Origin of the sequence: Brevibacillus sp. TJ4, from assembly GCF_044627595.2 — a bacterium.
Classification (GTDB): Bacteria; Bacillota; Bacilli; order Brevibacillales; family Brevibacillaceae; genus Brevibacillus.
Map to the genome: position 1 here is coordinate 3,541,792 of NZ_CP185865.1, position 15,873 is coordinate 3,557,664.

At 53.3% G+C, this 15,873-nt stretch carries 17 protein-coding genes; 6 read left to right on the forward strand and 11 right to left on the reverse strand.

All coding sequences use genetic code 11. From position 1 onward, the window contains the following. Positions 1–29: 29 nt before the first annotated feature. The 4 genes from ACAF76_RS17325 to fabL all read right to left on the reverse strand — a co-directional run bounded on the left by ACAF76_RS17325 (position 30) and on the right by fabL (position 3,726). Entirely contained in the window at positions 30–1,805 is a 1,776-nt protein-coding gene (locus ACAF76_RS17325; RefSeq protein WP_400164723.1) for an ABC transporter ATP-binding protein, read from the reverse strand. A 60-nt stretch (positions 1,806–1,865) separates the two neighbouring features. Next, positions 1,866–2,402 carry a DUF402 domain-containing protein gene (locus tag ACAF76_RS17330; protein WP_400164724.1) on the reverse strand — a complete coding sequence of 179 codons (537 nt, stop codon included), beginning with the start codon at positions 2,400–2,402 and terminating at the stop codon, positions 1,866–1,868. Between the two features lie 48 nt (positions 2,403–2,450). Then, positions 2,451–2,864: a GNAT family N-acetyltransferase gene (locus tag ACAF76_RS17335; protein ID WP_400164725.1), complete on the reverse strand. Its 414-nt coding sequence runs from the start codon at positions 2,862–2,864 to the stop codon at positions 2,451–2,453. 103 nt (positions 2,865–2,967) lie between these two features. Continuing rightward, positions 2,968–3,726 (reverse strand): enoyl-[acyl-carrier-protein] reductase FabL, encoded by a 759-nt coding sequence (gene fabL, locus ACAF76_RS17340; RefSeq protein WP_400164726.1) that lies wholly within the window; start codon positions 3,724–3,726, stop codon positions 2,968–2,970. A gap of 212 nt (positions 3,727–3,938) precedes the next feature. On the opposite strand from fabL, the gene ACAF76_RS17345 reads away from it, so the two are divergent. From ACAF76_RS17345 to ACAF76_RS17355, 3 genes are all read left to right on the forward strand, one after another. Beyond that, positions 3,939–4,163, forward strand: coding sequence for a hypothetical protein (locus ACAF76_RS17345; protein ID WP_400164727.1), 225 nt, complete (start codon positions 3,939–3,941; stop codon positions 4,161–4,163). Between the two features lie 550 nt (positions 4,164–4,713). Then, entirely contained in the window at positions 4,714–4,866 is a 153-nt protein-coding gene (locus tag ACAF76_RS17350; protein ID WP_400164728.1) for a hypothetical protein, read from the forward strand. A 135-nt stretch (positions 4,867–5,001) separates the two neighbouring features. Then, positions 5,002–5,160 (forward strand): YrzI family small protein, encoded by a 159-nt coding sequence (locus ACAF76_RS17355; protein ID WP_400164729.1) that lies wholly within the window; start codon positions 5,002–5,004, stop codon positions 5,158–5,160. Between the two features lie 113 nt (positions 5,161–5,273). Here ACAF76_RS17355 and mutY read toward each other — a convergent pair whose 3' ends face one another. Together mutY and ACAF76_RS17365 are read right to left on the reverse strand one after the other, a co-directional pair. Further along, entirely contained in the window at positions 5,274–6,359 is a 1,086-nt protein-coding gene (mutY, locus tag ACAF76_RS17360; protein WP_400164730.1) for an A/G-specific adenine glycosylase, read from the reverse strand. Between the two features lie 17 nt (positions 6,360–6,376). Beyond that, a complete protein-coding gene (locus tag ACAF76_RS17365) occupies positions 6,377–6,664 on the reverse strand; it encodes a hypothetical protein (protein WP_400164731.1) in 288 nt (95 codons plus the stop codon). 193 nt (positions 6,665–6,857) lie between these two features. Here ACAF76_RS17365 and ACAF76_RS17370 point away from each other — a divergent pair, with 193 nt between their 5' ends. Both ACAF76_RS17370 and ACAF76_RS17375 read left to right on the forward strand, forming a co-directional pair. Then, positions 6,858–7,847 (forward strand): metal-dependent hydrolase, encoded by a 990-nt coding sequence (locus ACAF76_RS17370; protein ID WP_400164732.1) that lies wholly within the window; start codon positions 6,858–6,860, stop codon positions 7,845–7,847. A gap of 181 nt (positions 7,848–8,028) precedes the next feature. Next, positions 8,029–8,574, forward strand: coding sequence for a pyridoxamine 5'-phosphate oxidase family protein (locus tag ACAF76_RS17375; RefSeq protein WP_400164733.1), 546 nt, complete (start codon positions 8,029–8,031; stop codon positions 8,572–8,574). 52 nt (positions 8,575–8,626) lie between these two features. Here ACAF76_RS17375 and ACAF76_RS17380 read toward each other — a convergent pair whose 3' ends face one another. From ACAF76_RS17380 to ACAF76_RS17400, 5 genes are all read right to left on the reverse strand, one after another. Continuing rightward, positions 8,627–9,427: a dioxygenase gene (locus ACAF76_RS17380; protein ID WP_400164760.1), complete on the reverse strand. Its 801-nt coding sequence runs from the start codon at positions 9,425–9,427 to the stop codon at positions 8,627–8,629. A 160-nt stretch (positions 9,428–9,587) separates the two neighbouring features. Then, complete coding sequence (locus tag ACAF76_RS17385; RefSeq protein ID WP_400164734.1) at positions 9,588–10,181, reverse strand: YdeI family protein; 594 nt, start codon at positions 10,179–10,181, stop codon at positions 9,588–9,590. 225 nt (positions 10,182–10,406) lie between these two features. Beyond that, a complete protein-coding gene (locus tag ACAF76_RS17390; protein ID WP_400164735.1) occupies positions 10,407–12,536 on the reverse strand; it encodes an RNA degradosome polyphosphate kinase in 2,130 nt (709 codons plus the stop codon). 58 nt (positions 12,537–12,594) lie between these two features. Further along, complete coding sequence (gene ppx, locus ACAF76_RS17395; RefSeq protein ID WP_400164736.1) at positions 12,595–14,112, reverse strand: exopolyphosphatase; 1,518 nt, start codon at positions 14,110–14,112, stop codon at positions 12,595–12,597. 154 nt (positions 14,113–14,266) lie between these two features. Continuing rightward, positions 14,267–14,875: a superoxide dismutase gene (locus tag ACAF76_RS17400; protein WP_400164737.1), complete on the reverse strand. Its 609-nt coding sequence runs from the start codon at positions 14,873–14,875 to the stop codon at positions 14,267–14,269. A 207-nt stretch (positions 14,876–15,082) separates the two neighbouring features. Between ACAF76_RS17400 and ACAF76_RS17405 the strand changes: the two genes are divergently transcribed. Then, positions 15,083–15,850: a sulfite exporter TauE/SafE family protein gene (locus ACAF76_RS17405; protein WP_400164738.1), complete on the forward strand. Its 768-nt coding sequence runs from the start codon at positions 15,083–15,085 to the stop codon at positions 15,848–15,850. The last annotated feature ends 23 nt before the right edge of the window (positions 15,851–15,873 follow it).

Below are 15,873 nucleotides of genomic sequence, written 5' to 3' on the forward strand. Positions count from 1 at the left end.
GGGGACCTGCAGCGTGTTCAGCCAAAAGGCTACTGTTGGTCGGCTGTTCCTCCTAGATCCTGCACATGCCACAAGCTATGGTATACCCCTTTTTGTTCCAGCAATTCCTCATGCCGGCCCTGTTCCACAATTTCTCCGTCTTTCATCACGACGATTTTGTCGGCGTGGGTAATCGTCGACAGACGGTGTGCGACGATGATCGTCGTGCGACCTTTGGTCAGACGGGACAGCGATTCCTGGATCATGTGCTCCGATTCCAGGTCGAGCGCGGAAGTCGCCTCATCCAGAATCAGAATACCCGGGTCGCGCAAAAAGACACGGGCGATAGCGATCCGCTGCTTTTGTCCGCCGGAGAGCTTGACGCCGCGCTCCCCCAGCTCCGTCTCGTAGCCGTCCGGCAGCTCCATAATAAAATCATGCGCATTGGCGGCTTTGGCGGCAGCTTCCACAGCCTGCTGGTCCGCTTCGGGATTGCCCATCAGGATGTTCGCCTTGGCCGATTCACTGAATAAAATGTTGTCCTGCAGCACCATTCCGATGTGATGGCGCAGGTTACGCTGTTTCAGCTCGCGAATGTCGATGCCGTCTACCGTGATGCGCCCTTCTGTAACATCCCAGAAGCGAGGCAAAAGGCTGATCAGGGACGACTTTCCTCCCCCGGACATACCGACGATCGCGACCGTTTCTCCGGGTTGAATCGTCAAATTGACGTCTTTTAGCACGAACGGTCCATCCTCGCGATAGCGGAAGGACACCTGTTCAAACCTGACCTCGCCGCGGATGCGCCTGGTCACTGGATCAACCGGCAGCTCTTTGGCATCGGGGCGGTCGACAATGTCGTAGGACTCATCGAGAAATTCGAACATCCGATCCATCGAAGCGATTGCCTGGGTAAGCGTCGTCGACGAGTTGACCAGCCGACGCAGCGGCGTGTACAGCCGGTCGAGATAGACGTAAAAGGCTACCAGCGTCCCTACTGTCAATGAGCCGCCGATGACGTTGTAGCCAGCGTAGGCGATGACGAGCAAAGGCGCGATGTCGGTCACGGTGTTGATAACGGCAAATGTTTTGGCATTCCAGCGGGTGTGATCCAGCGCTCTCTCCAGAAAATGCTGGTTCTCCCGGGCAAACTGGCGGCTCTCATGCTTTTCCAGCGCGAAGCTGCGGATCAGCGACATGCCCCCCACACGTTCGTGCAAATGCCCTTGCAGATGGGCGAGCGCCGCCGAGCGGTCTCTCGTCAATTGCCGCAGCCGCTTGTAGAAGTACTTGACGGCAAAGCTGTACAGCGGAAACACGATAATCGCAACGATCGTCAGCTTGACATCCATGTAAAACATGATGCCTAAAGTCAGCACGATCGTAATCAGATCGAGCCAGAGATTCATCAAGCCAGTCTCGATAAAGCTCTTCGTCGATTCCACGTCATTGATGACACGGGAAATCACTTCCCCGGTCTTGTGGTTGTTGTAGTAGCGCATCGACAGCCTTTGCAGATGGGCGAACAACTGGTTGCGTATATCGTACAAAATTCTGCTCGCCACCCACTGGGCGAAATACTGCCGCGTATACTCGACAGGCACTCGCACTACCGTAAAAAGCAAAAAGGCTCCCAGCATCAGCCAGGCCAGTTGTTGCAGTTTTTCTTCCTGCGGAAGCGGCGAGGGCAACAGATCGTCAATCACGTATTTGATCAGGAGCGGAAGCAGCAACGGGATGGCAAACTTGATGATCCCGATCAAAACCGTACCGACGATTTGTTTCCAATAAGGGCGCACATATCGCATATAACGCCTGATGCTCAAGGGGCCAATCCTCCTTTTCAATCAAACAAGGAAATCCCTCCCCCGCATCCGGGAAAGGGATCATTCCTCATCGTCACGTACCAAAAGATATCTGTCATACCAACGCTGTACAAATCCGTTTTGAAAAGGACCCCGTCTGGCTCGCACCCATTCGATCACTTCTTGCAAGGCCAGTTGTACTCGCTCGACGACAAATGGAGGGTATTTCATCTGTTTGCTGTGCATCAGAAATTCCTCTTCATCGAGAATCGTATACGTCATATCGGGAAAAACCTTGACGTCCAAATCGTAATCGATGTAACTGAGAAGCTGTCCTTTCAGGGTAAAGGGGGACCCGAGATTGCAGTAGTAGTAAATACCGTCATCCCGAATCATGGCAATGGTATTGAACCATTGGCCGCGCCCGAACGTACAAATAGCCGGTTCGCGCGTCCGCCACTCCCGCCCGTCTGCCTCAGTCACTTTGACTCGATTGTTTCCTCCAATCACCACCGCATCACTGGTATGAATCAAGGTTGATTTGTCCCAGATGCGGTGCAGCGACTGGTCGTGTTTATAACTTTCAATGCGGATAGTGGAGCCTGGAACTGGCGTCATAACTCTCCCCTTTCTTCTCTTCTCTCTTTGATTGGGGGGAAGACTCCCTTAGGAAGAGAGTTTTTTGGAAAGTGTAACATATTTTTGCACTTCATAGCCAAGCGCATGGTAAAAAGGAAGAACTTCCGGGTTGTTCTGGTTTACCATGATCAGTACGCGATTGACGCCTCGCTGCCGGAAGCGCTTTTCGATCGCTTCCACCAGTTTGCGGCCTATGCCCAGGCCTTGTTTGCTGGGGAGAACGGCGAGCCGGTGAAAATAGGCACGAGAACCATCAATCGTGCCCACTACAACGCCTACCACTGTTCCGTCTTCCTCTGCCACCATGACCAAATCGCTGTCCCATGCCAGTTGCTGGGCTAAATCATTCAATGAGTCAGTTTCCGATTGGTCCAACCCTGTTTCCTGCCAGATGCTCGTAATCGCCGAATAGTCACCGAGTCGAAACGGACGAATCAGCATATGCTGCCTCCTTCGTAGCCTTCTACTCCCTATTGTACACCAGTTGGACAACTTTGTCTTCTGTATGCGATGATGCAGCTTCCCAGGCGGCGCGGAAAACCGATCAGGTCAACAGCGAGATACCGCCGTCGACAATCAGCGTCTGACCGCGCACCATCCATGCTTTGTCGGACAGAAGGAACATGACAGCGTTGGCCAAATCCTCCGGCTCAACGATGCGTCCTGCCGGCGTACGTGCGGCTGAACTGTTCAGCAGCTCTTCCCGGTTCGGGAAATGGCGCAGGGCATCGGTATCGACTGCACCGCCCGACACGGCGTTGACGACGATGTTGTGCGGCGCAAGCTCAACAGCGAGATAGCGGGTCAGTGCCTCGACTGCTGCCTTGGACACTCCGACAGACGTGTAGTTTTCCAGTACGCGAATTGAACCCAGGCTGGACAGGGAGACGATTTTGCCGCCGTTTCCGCCTTTGATCATTAGTTTTGCCGCTTCTTGGGCACAAAACAACAACGCTTTGCTGTTGATCTCCATCGTCCAGTCCCAGTGGCTTTCTTCCAGCTCCATCAGCGGCCGCAGCACACCGGATGCAGCGTTGTTCACCAGCACATCGAGACGGCCGAATTCCTGGTCGATTTCCGCAAACAGCTCCTTGATCTTGGCGACATCTCCGACATTTGCCTTGACCAGATGCACGCGCGCCCCTTTTGCCTCCAGCTCTGCAGCCGTCTCACGCGCCGCCGAACGGTTGCGCAAGTAATTCAATACCAGGTCGTATCCTTGATCGGCCAGTTGAAGCGCGATCGCTCTGCCGATTCCCCGGGTTCCACCCGTTACCAGCGCTACCTTTTTTGTTGTATTCATGTTCTTGCAGCCTCCCATCACACCAACTATTAGTATCTGGTACTAATCTAAAAAATCACTTGTTTATTATACCTCTCTCTTCACCGTTTTACCATAAGATGCTTTTCCTCGTAACGACTGGATGGGTCGCCGGCAGGCCATACTAAGCGTGAAAATGCCAGCAAAAGAAAGCTGCACGCGACCAAAAAAGTCAGGCACGAGGAGGACAACCCATGTACGTAGGGCGCGATCTGGCCGCATTGACAATGACCCGGATGAACGACTGGGAGACGACGGAGTTGATGTATTACCACCACGTCTTTTCGCAACTGGCAGCCTACCTCAGCGCAGAAGGGACTTCCCTGCATCATAAAATCATTCACGAGCTGGAATCGCGCGGACCGATTGGCACAGACAGCGGGGGCTGGGACCGTTCCTCCTCCCCGTTGTACGACTAGCCACGAAGAGAGGAGGAGCAGCGTGAAAACCACAACGAGACAGATCAGCGCGATCGTCGCCATCGTCGTGTTCAGCGTGATCGCCATGATCGGCATGCTCTACATGTTCTTCTAACCCGAATGTCCGGATCGTTTCGAGTCGACGGCACCAGCGCGTACGGTGCCGTTTTGTACAGGTTGCACATGAAGCCTTCTATACGGAATATTTATTTTTTTAAAATAAGGAAAAAAACGCTTTACATCAAGAAAAAATTGCCATATCCTATGTATGTAACAAAATCCAAGTAGGGAAAGGAGGCTGCAAAACATGATGAAGGGATTTGCAATGACGCAACAGCGTGTACAGATTGTAGGACAGCAAGCAACTTCATACAGCAGCGCCTCCTGGACGGACGATCATCAGTAGTTGACGCAATCCGTGTCTTCCCTGTACCCAATTCGTCACATACCAGACCGCAGGCGTATGCTTGTGGTCTTTTCATTTCTTTTGGACATGAAAAGACCACGGTTTCGCCCGCGGTTTTTTTATTTGAAAGGAGGTGAATCGGCAATGGTACTCAACTTTTTGTATTTTTCGATCAGGATCGAACGTGTGCAAAAGACAAAAGAACAACGCATCGCCATGTATGAGCAAGAGCGCTACCTGGAAGAACGCGCAGCCGCCCACGCAGAGGAAGCGGCAAGATTCATTACACGCATGTAAATTTGCCTGCGGGCCAATCAGAAGGAGTGATGTTTTATGAACAAGAAAGAAAAACGTCAAAGCATGAGATTTACAGGTGTCAAATCGATAGATGGCGGCTAACAACCCTACATGGAACGGAATGGAGGTGTATCCATGTACATTCCTTTGCTCTTTTTTACGATTACGATTGAACGGCGGAAATTGACCCCCGAGCAAAAGCTGGCTGAGTACAAGAAAAAGCGGGCGTATGCAGAATGGGAACAGGAAAAAAACTATCGCATGTCGCAATATCCGGAATACTGGATGCGGTAAGAGTATTACGTTATCACGGACATAAATCCGCTTCGTGGCTGCATGTCATGCGGCCGTGTTTTGGACGCAAAGAAGACCACCTCGCTTCAGGCAGGTGGTCTTCGCTTTGTTGTTCAAGTCCGGGGCAAGAGTGGGCGAATTTTGTGATGCGCCACCGGGAACGTATACTCGTCCAGCTGCTCTATGCTGACAAAACGGGCCGATGGCGGCAGCTCCTGCCCGTCGATCCAGTCGCACAGCCAGACACGCATGTTCCACTGCAAATGAGAAAACGTGTGCTGGACCTCCCCCAAGCTGTGCAGCACTTCTGCCTCGACGCCAAATTGCGCCAACAGTCCTTGGGCGAGAAGCTCTTTCTGATCGGCTTCGCCCCAGGCGTCGCCCTCTGCCATCGGGAACACCCACATTCCTGCCAGCAAGCCTTGCTCCGGCCGCTTGTGGATCAGCACCTGGCGATCGCGCAGCAACACCGCTACCTGGAGATCTACCGGACGGGGCGGCTTTGCCTTGCCCTTGTTGGGCAGCTCCTCCTGAACGCCTTCACGCCGCGCCAGACAATAGTCAAACACCGGACAGGTCAGGCAGTGGGGCGAACGGGGTGTGCACACCATGGCACCCAGCTCCATCAGCGCCTGGTTGAAATCACCGGCCCTGCCTTCGGGGATGACCTGGCGGACGAGCTGCTCGATCTTGATGCGGGCAGCGGGCTTGGCTATATCGTCGGTGAGGTAGAGCAAGCGGGAAAAGACGCGCATCACGTTTCCGTCTACGGCTGGCTCCGGCTTTTCGTAGGCGATGCTCAAAATCGCGCCTGCTGTGTAAGGGCCGATTCCTTTCAGCGTGCGAATCTCCTCTGGCTTATCAGGGACGACACCGCCGTAGCGGGCCTGCACCTCGCGCGCCGCTGCCTGCAAGTTGCGCACGCGGGAATAGTAACCGAGCCCCTCCCACGCTTTCAGCACGTCCTCTTCGGGTGCTTCCGCCAAAGCCCGTACCGTCGGAAATTTTTCCATAAAATTCATGTAGTACGGCTTGACCGTCTCGACGCGAGTTTGCTGCAGCATGATTTCCGATACCCACACCCGATACGGGTCGCGGTTGATCCGCCAGGGCAAGTCGCGCTTTTGCGAATCGTACCATTCCAGCAAATCGCGCGCAAAACCAAAGACGTGAAACTCTTCCGGCAATGAATACTTCATCTTCTTCTCCTTTTTCTTTACAGCGAGGCATTGCGAAACGCCCACACATGCAGCTTGGCGGCACCGCCTGCGACACAGTTGCAGAACGGCTGGTCGGCGAGACGAGATTTCTTCACCTGTTCGTACTCGTGCATCCCTGCCACCTCGAAGGCTTCGACGAACAATCCCGGCTGGTCTACGCCTTCCCAGCATCGGTAGTGACTGGCACCGAGTGCTGTCATTCGCTTTTCCATCCCGGCGAGCAGGCGGATGCCCTCGTCCCGCTTGTCGGGCTCCAGTTTGTATTCGATAAATACAGTAATCATTTACGATTCCTCCCTTGCGAGGATAACCCTTTTCATCATACAATCCATACATAACGGGGAACAAGCAGATAATGTGTTCCATGCCGGATGGAGAAATCCAGACCGATTGATTCAAAGCTGCAACGAAAAACAACAGGGATGATACCGATCAGATGAAAAAAAGCGATCAGTAAGGAGTGAAAACGAACATTCGATGGATACCGCCACACATTTTGCCATGGGCTTTGGGTTAGCCGGGCTGGCGCATCTCGACCCTGTCGTGGCTTCCTCCCCGGGTCTGCTGGAGGCAGTCATGCTAGGTACGGTAATCGGCTCGCAAGCTCCTGATCTGGACGGAGTCGTTCGCCTTCGCGGCAGCGCTGCCTACATCCGCAACCACCGAGGTGTGTCCCACTCTGTACCGGCCTTGTTTCTCTGGACGGGAGCGATTTTTGCCCTGATCCAGCTTTTCCTGCCGCAAAGCGACTGGCTGCATCTGTTGGGTTGGATTTTTCTCGCCGTCTGTCTCCACGTCTTTGTCGACTTGTTCAACTCGTACGGTACCAAAGGCATGTATCCGTTTCGCGACAAGTGGATCGCCTTCAATGTCATCTTCATCTTCGACCCGCTGATCTTCGCCATGCACCTCGTCGGCTTTATGCTGTGGGCGATCGGATTGGACCCGGGCAAAGTCTTTCTCGCCATCTATCTGCTCATCGCCTGCTACTACGTCTGGAGATGGCAGGTGCAAAAGCAGACGACGGAGCTGGTCCGCCAGCATATCGGCCGTCCCGGACGCTATACGATCATTCCGACGCTGTCCTGGAACCAGTGGACCTTCGTGGTGCGAACAGAGCATCACTGGTACGTGGGCGAGGTCAACGCCGGTGAAGTGATGGTGCTGGACACCTTTTCGGTCAAACCGGAGAACGAGATCATCGCTGCTGCCCGGGAGAGCTTCAGCGTCAAATCGTTTCTCGCCTTCACCCACCACGTCCATGTGGAAACAAAGGAACGTCCCTTTGGCTACGAGGTGAAGTGGATCGACCTGCGCTACCGTTCCCGTTTTCAAGGAAAAAGCCACTATATGTTTGTCGCGGTCGTCTATCTCGATTACGACCTGAATATCCGCGATTCCTTCGTCGGCTGGATTCACCGCGGCGAAGAACAGCTCAGCAAAAAGCTCGATCCGAACAAAACGTAATTCGAAGTGGGGCGATCCTGACTCGAGTTCCGCCAGAGAGGGGGTTGCCCCTTTTGCTGTCTTCCCAAAGAACGCAAAAGCATGCAGAAAAATTATTTTTATCAAATTCCGAATTTTCCAAATCACTTGCACGCGCAAGTGAAAACATTCATGCCGAGATGGCCGACAGGAGGACATGCCCATGATGCCGATTCGTTACTCCAAACGCACGATTACCGATTCCGAACAGATCGACCGCTTTCTGATGCAGGCCCAGACCGGATTTTTGGGACTGGCAGACGGTGCAGAGCCGTATGTGATCCCTTTGAACTTCTGCTGGCTGGACGGCAGGATTTACTTTCACGGCGCTGACTCCGGCCGTAAAATTGCGATCATCGACGCCAACAACCGCGTCTGCTTCAGCGTCTGTGAAGAGTACGGGACGATTGCCGATCCCGTCCCGGCGATGACCGATACTGCCTATATGAGCGTCTTTATCTCCGGGACGATCGAGCGCGTGGAGTCCCCGGAAGAAATGCGGGACGCGATGCAGGCGATGCTGGACAAGTACGTGCCGGGCTATTATCCGGAGCCGCTCTCCATGCAGCATGTGCAAAAATACCGCTCCAGCATGGGCAGTGCCACTGCCGTCTTTCGGATTACGCCTGATTCATTGTCGGCAAAAGGAAATCCGGTGTCAGACGAAAAGCAGTTTTACCCGGGAAGAACTCTGTCGATGGATTTGTAAAAACGCGACGACACACCACGTAGCCGGTGTGTCGTCGTTTTGTATGGCTGTATTACAAGCGCGCAGGACCGCCGAATTCCCAGATGGTATGGCTCAGGCTGTTGTAGCGAAAGCTCATGTGCAAGCGTCGTGCCGTACGCGCATCGTCAGCCGCACCCATAGCGTAGACGAGCGGAACAAAATGCTCGCTGCCGTATGCCGGGACCGCTTTTTCGGCGTGGGGCGCTGCCGTGCGATACTGTTCCAGATCAGGCAAATTCCACGATGTCAGCGTATCCTGCAGCCAGTCCTCGAACTCGATTGCCCACGCGTAGGCGTTGCCTGACTGCTCTCGCATGTCCAGATAGGAAAAGTTGTGGATTGTGCCGCCGCTGCCGACAACCAGTACATCCTTGGAGCGAAGCGACTGCAACGCCTTGCCGATCTCGTACTGCTCGGCGATCGGCAACCGCGGATTGACCGACATCGAGATGACGGGAATATCTGCCTGCGGGTAGAGCAGGCGCAGGACGACCCAATGTCCGTGATCGAGCCCGCGCGTTTCGTTCAGGCGGACGGGGATTCCCGCTTGTTGCAATAGCTCCACGGTCTCCCTGGCAATGTCGCGATCCCCTTTTGCCGGGTACTGAATCTCGTACAGCTCGCGGGGAAAGCCGCCGAAGTCGTGAATCGTCGGAAACGTCTCCATCACGCCGACCTCTTGCACGCCTGCCTCGTAATGCGCGGAAAACATCACAATCCCGCGCGGACGGCGAGGCAAAAGCGCCGGAAGCTGGTTGACGGCCTGCGTGTAGGAATTGTGTTCGATCGCCAGCAGGGGAGCCCCATGCGCAATGAACAGGGATGGCATCATCATATATCTGCTCCTTTACAAATTACATCAGGTTACTTTTTGTAAGTAATTATACTGGATGCAGTCTCTTTTGTGAATGGAGTAAGATGCAGCTCCGCCACGAAAAAAACAGGCGCCCACGTTTTGCACATAAGCCCCCGTTTGAATCAGGAAGGACACGCTAATCACGAAGTCCCTTTCCTTCAAGAATTTGCGGCACACATTTTTCTACCCTTGCCACACGCGTTTTGGCTTGTTTGGGCTCCGAAAAATACAGGATGTAAGCTCTCTGCCGCCCCGGCGTCAACGCATCAAAAGCCGTTTTCAGGTCAGGGATTTCATCGAACCTGGTTTGCAGCTCTTCCGGAATACTGTATTCCACATGCTCTTTCAAGTTCACTTGCAAGCCTGCTTTTTCCGCTTCAATGGCTTGCTGAATATACGTTTTCAGGATCGGCTCCAGCTCGACGATTTCTTGTACATTGGTGAACCGAATCTGGCGCGCCGCCTGTACATTCTTCGTTTGCTGGACGAGAATCCCGTGGGTGTCCTGCAACAAGGCTCCTTTGTGAAACAGCAGTGCGCAGAAGTCTTTAAAGCCGTGTATCAACACGATGTTTTTATTCTCATATGTGTAACACGGATGCATCCATTTGAAGTCTTCGGTCAGCTCGCAGTCGAGAACGATCTCTCTTAACTTCTCGAATTCTTCCTTCCATTTTTTCTCTTGCCGTAAAAATCCGTCCACCTTGGGATTCATACGATCAGTTGTCATCTGGGAACGCCCCTTTTCACAAATTCGATCCGTTCACTGTCAAGCAAACCTCGGGCGCGGAAAGGTTCCGGGAGCTTGTCTGCGCTGTTGTTGCCCGTTTTATCCGTAATTATACAGGATTACCCAAAGAGCAACAATTGCAGTATCGCGTGCAGGCGAAAATAGAAAAAGCTCGCCAGGTTCGCACCGGCAAGCTGGTCTCTCTTTTTTGCAAATGTCGTTTCGTCAGCGCGAGGGATTGGATGCATCCGGAAGTATTCGCCCTCCCAGCGCAAGCAGATTCAAATTTCCTTGCACCGCCGCCTGGAAGGCTTCCTCCAGGAAGTACGACTGGCTGCTCATCGGCACCGAATGTTTGGGCGGAACGGGGATATATGTCCCGTCCGACAGCAGCATGCGGGCTTTGGCGTCGTCCTCCAGGAGCCGATCGAGAATTCCCTTGATCCTCTCCTGCAAATTAGCCTGCACGACCGGGAACAACAGCTCTACCCTGGCAGTCATGTTGCGCGTCATCCAATCGGCGCTGGACAGATAGATTTTCTCTTCCCCTGCGTTGGAAAAATAGTAGATGCGGCAGTGTTCGAGAAAACGTCCGACGATGCTGAAGACGCGTATGTTTTCGCTCACTCCCGGGATACCCGGACGCAGGCAGCAAATTCCCCGGACGATCAGGTCGATCTTGACCCCGGCACTCGACGCCCGGAACAACGCCTCTATGATCTCTTTGTCTGTCAGCGAATTCATCTGCGCGATGATGCGGGCGGGTTTTCCTTGTGCGCTGTTGTTCATTTCGTTTTCGATCAACTGCAAAAAGGTTTCCCGCAGGCCAACCGGGGCTGTGGAGATGACGTTCCAACTGGGCGGATGGGAATAACCGGTCAAATGATTGAAGAAAATGGTCGCGTCAATCCCGAATTCCTCCCGTGACGTGAACATTCCGATGTCGGTGTACACCCGTGCCGTAGAATCGTTGTAATTGCCCGTGCTCATATGTACATAGCGGCGGATGCCATCCTCTTCGGCACGCACCACAAGCGTGATTTTACTGTGCGTCTTCAAGCCGTACACGCCGTAGATGACGTGGCAGCCCGACTGCTCCAGCGTCTTCGCCCAGGCGATGTTGTTCTCCTCGTCAAAACGCGCTTTTAGTTCGAGCAGTACGGTGACTTGCTTGCCGTTGTCCGCGGCCCGAAGCAGCGCCTTGACGATCGGAGAGTCGCCGCTGACCCGATACAGCGTCTGCTTGATCGCCAGAACCTTGGGATCTTCCGCCGCCTGCTGGACAAACTCGATGACGGGGTCAAACGATTCGTACGGATGGTGCAGCAAGATGTCTCTTCGCTTGATCGCATCAAAAATGTCGTCTACCCCTTGCAAATCCTGCGGAGGTTGCGGCACAAACCCTTCGTGGCGCAAATGATCGTACCCTGGCAAGGCGTAAAACTTGAAGAAAAAGCTGAGGTCGAGCGGCCCGTCGACTCTGTAAATCTCCCAATCCTCCAGCTCCAGCCAGTCCTGCAACGTCTTCTCCAGCACTTCGCTCATGGAAGCATCGACTGCCAGCAGCACCGGCTCTCCCATTTTTCGCTTTTTCAACTCCTGCTGGATCGCTTCCAGCAAATCCTCGGTCTCGTCTTCATGTATCGTCAGATCGGAGTTGCGGGTAATGCGAAACGGGCTTGCTTCCAGCAGCGTATACCCCTGGAACAGGCTGTGAATATGCTCCTGGATTACGTCTTCCAGCAGGATAAAATGGGCTTCGCTCTCCGGAGACGGAAGCTGCAGAAAACGGGGAAGCACCGCCGGGACCTGAACAACAGCGAACAGAGGCGGCTCCTCTTCTTCCGGGTTGTCCAATAAAACGGCAAGGTTCAGACTTTTGTTCAGCAGCGCAGGAAACGGATGGCTGGCGTCGACAGCCATCGGAGTGAGGACCGGATACATATGGTGATAGAAGAAATCCGTAACGAACGCCTGCTGTACGGTGGTGAGCTGTTTCGGATTCAAAAAGCGAATACCGACCTTCTCCAGTTCGGGCTTGATCTCGTTTTTCAACAGGCTGAACATCCTGTCCAAAACGATGCGGGTACGCGCCGAAACCGCTGCCAACTGCTCCTTGGGGGACATCCCCGATTTATTGTCCGGCTTGGTCAAACCAGCCTGAACCTGATCCTTGAGTCCTGCCACTCTGACCATGAAAAACTCGTCAAAATTGCTGCTCGTAATGGCGAGAAACTGCAAACGCTCAAACAGAGGGTTGGCCGGGTTGGCTGCCTCTTCCAGGACCCGTTCGTTAAACGCAACCCAGCTCAGTTCGCGATTGATGTAGTAGTCAGATGAACCGAAGTCATACATGCCGTATCAACCTCTTTACTGAAATCAGATAACAGGATAAAAGGAATGTCTTTTTTCCTTACGAGACTTCATAGGAAAAGGGGCGTTTGAACACCTTGGTGAGCTTTGCCAGGATGTCTTCCAGCAGGGAAAACTCCAGCAGCTCATCCCGTTCGCTCGTACATTGCAGCACGATGCCCTGGGGAGTATCCCGCCAGCGAAGCTCTTTGATTCGCTGTGTCTTGGAGCGATCGAGCGTCTTTGCCAGCAAGAGCAAGTGACCCAGCTTTTCTATCGTCTCTTTGTCTGATTTTATCATAATATCCTTATGTTTTAAGAGCTGAGACGTCAGTTGTTTGTTATTTTTATATGAAGATATCATGGAGATTAAGAGACGCTCCCGGTGACTGAATCCTAAGAGCAACACATTGGAAAGCAGGTAATAGGTATGCTGCGAGGCTTCATAGAGATTGATCGATCTGCCTACGTCGTGCAGCAATGCCGCTGTCTCCAAAAGCTCCCGCTCTTCGTTGCCGTATGGGTGCAGCTGAAGGCGCCGGCCCTCGTCGAAGGAGCGGACAGCCAGATCGGCTACGTGGCGGGCGATTTGCTTGTCGACCTGATAGCGGGACATAAACAGCTCGGCACTGTTGCGGCGTATGTCTCGCACCGCCGGAACAGGCTGGTCCTGGCCCACGGTTTCGTACAGCACGCCGTCGCGCAGTCCTTTGTTGCTAATCAGCAGGCTGTTGCTGCCGACATACTCCAGCAGGCAGGAAAAGACAGCGATCCCGGCCACGATGACATCGGCCCGATCTTTGGACAGCCCGGGAATTTGCTTGCGCTCCTCGCAGGGTAAGGCGCTCAACTGTTGCAAAATGCGAGCGGTTTGATCCGGAGCGATACTGTACTGATGCACGCTGCCGAGTGAGTAGTTCCGCTGCCGCTGGTCGACCTTGGCCAAATTGCGGGCTGTCCCGCCAATGGCAATCACCGGACATTGCTTGTCCTTGATCCAGTCGAGGACGGAAAGCTGGTCTTTGATAAACTGGGAAAGCCGGGCGAGCTCGTACGGCTGTGGCGGATCGTCGTTCAAAAACAGTTTCGTCAGGCTGACGATGCCAAATGGCAAGCTCGTACAGTGCTTCAACTGGCGGTTTTGAAAGTATGTAACCTCCGTGCTTCCTCCGCCGATGTCTACCGTGATGCCTTCGTTTACGCTCATGCTGTGCATGACAGCCAGATAGCCATAGCGGGCCTCTTCTTCGCCGGACAAAATCTTGATCGGGATGCCCGTCTCTGTCTCGATCCGCTTCGCCAGCTCCGCCCCGTTTTCTGCCTGGCGGAATGCCGCAGTGGCTACCCCCTTGATTTCCGTAACATTGCTTGCGTCCAGCATATCCTTGAATTGGCGCATGCAGGCAAGCGTCTTTTCGATACCGGCTTCGTCAAAACGGCCTTCCTGCAAATGCCCGCTGAGACGAAGCACTCGTTTGATATTATCCACCTCATAAAGCTGGCTGTGTTCGTACTGTTGGTAAATGACCAGCCGAGCCGTGTTGGAACCCAAGTCAATAATGCCTACTTTCTTATTCATCACAAACCCTACTTTTTCCCACTCTGTTCACCGCCTGAGATAGTTCATTCCATAAACAGATTACCTTATGTAGGGACCAAGGTAAATCTGCGTACAAAAAAAGCTTGCCGCATATTCCATGCGACAAGCCTTGTACTGCCACAAACGCGTCTCGTTACTTCGCAGCAGCGTAGCGCTTGCTTACTTCATCCCAGTTCACTACGTTCCAGAAAGCACCGATGTAGTCAGGGCGTTTGTTTTGATATTTCAGGTAGTATGCATGCTCCCATACGTCCAGACCGAGGATTGGCGTTTTGCCTTCCATTACCGGGCTGTCTTGGTTTGGCGTAGAAGTGATTGCTACTTTTCCGCCATCTACGATGAGCCAAGCCCAACCGGAACCGAAACGGCCGGTAGCTGCTTTGGCAAACTCAGCTTTGAAGTTGTCGAAGCTGCCGAACGCTGCGTTGATCGCGTCAGCCAGTTCGCCAGTTGGCGCGCCGCCGCCATTCGGGCTGAGGATTTCCCAGAACAGGGTGTGGTTTGCATGTCCGCCACCGTTGTTGCGAACTGCCGTGCGGATAGACTCTGGCAGAGCGTCGAGGTTGCTGATCAGCTCTTCCACGCTTTTGCCTTGCAGGTCTGGGTGTGCTTCCAGTGCTGCGTTCAGGTTGTTCACGTACGTAGCATGGTGACGTCCGTGGTGAATCTCCATCGTTTGTTTGTCGATGTGCGGTTCGAGTGCATCATGTGCATAAGGCAATTCAGGAAGTTGATGTGCCATTGTACAGTCCTCCTTTTAATATGTATGGGGTCAAGCCACACCTACTATTATAGTTCAAGAGGTACACTTTTACAACAAATCGGTATGCTAAGTTTCATAATCTAGTATCGATCCATTATATTCTTTCAATTCTCTCTTGCAAATCGATGCGAGAGTGCTAGACTTTGAATATTAGTTTACATTCATAGAAAATCAGGTGATCCGAAAATGGAAATGGACTTATCTACGATTCTCTTTCTCGCAGTCTTTGGATTCATCGCCGCGTTTATCGACAGCACCGTTGGGGGCGGAGGACTGATTTCGCTGCCCGCCCTGCTCGGTTTGGGGATTCCACCTTACATGGCACTGGGGACGAACAAACTGGCCGGGACCATTTCTTCCGCTACCAGTTCTTTCACCTTTATCCGCAGCGGCAAGTTTGACAAGAAGCTGATGCTGATCCTCTTTCCTGTCTCATTGGTCGGGGCGTATTTTGGAGCCAAGACGGTCCTGTTTGTACCTCAGGAATTGCTGAAAATTCTCGTCGTCATTATGATGGCGCTGATTTTTGTCTACACCTTGTTCAACAAGCGGTTTGGCCAGGATTCCAACTTCAAGGGACTGACCCGTTTCTCCCTCGGACTCGGCATCCCGATCACGTTTCTGATCGGTTTTTACGACGGCTTCTTCGGGCCGGGAACCGGTTCGTTTTTCGTCTTTTTGATGGTTTTGTTGTTCGGCTATGATTTCGTCATCGCGGCAGGGAACGGGCGTATCCTGAACCTGGCCAGCAACATCTCCGCCCTGTTCGTTTTCGCCCTGGACGGCAAAGTGATCTTCCTCACGGGTCTGGTGATGGGGGTAGCCATGCTGCTGGGAGCAAGCATCGGGGCGAGAGTGGCAATCAAGACAGGGGTTCGCTACGTCCGTCCGCTCTTTTTGATCGTCTCGATCGCCTTGATGGGCAAAATGATATACGAACTGATCTTTACCTGATCGAACACACATGCAAGACAAAG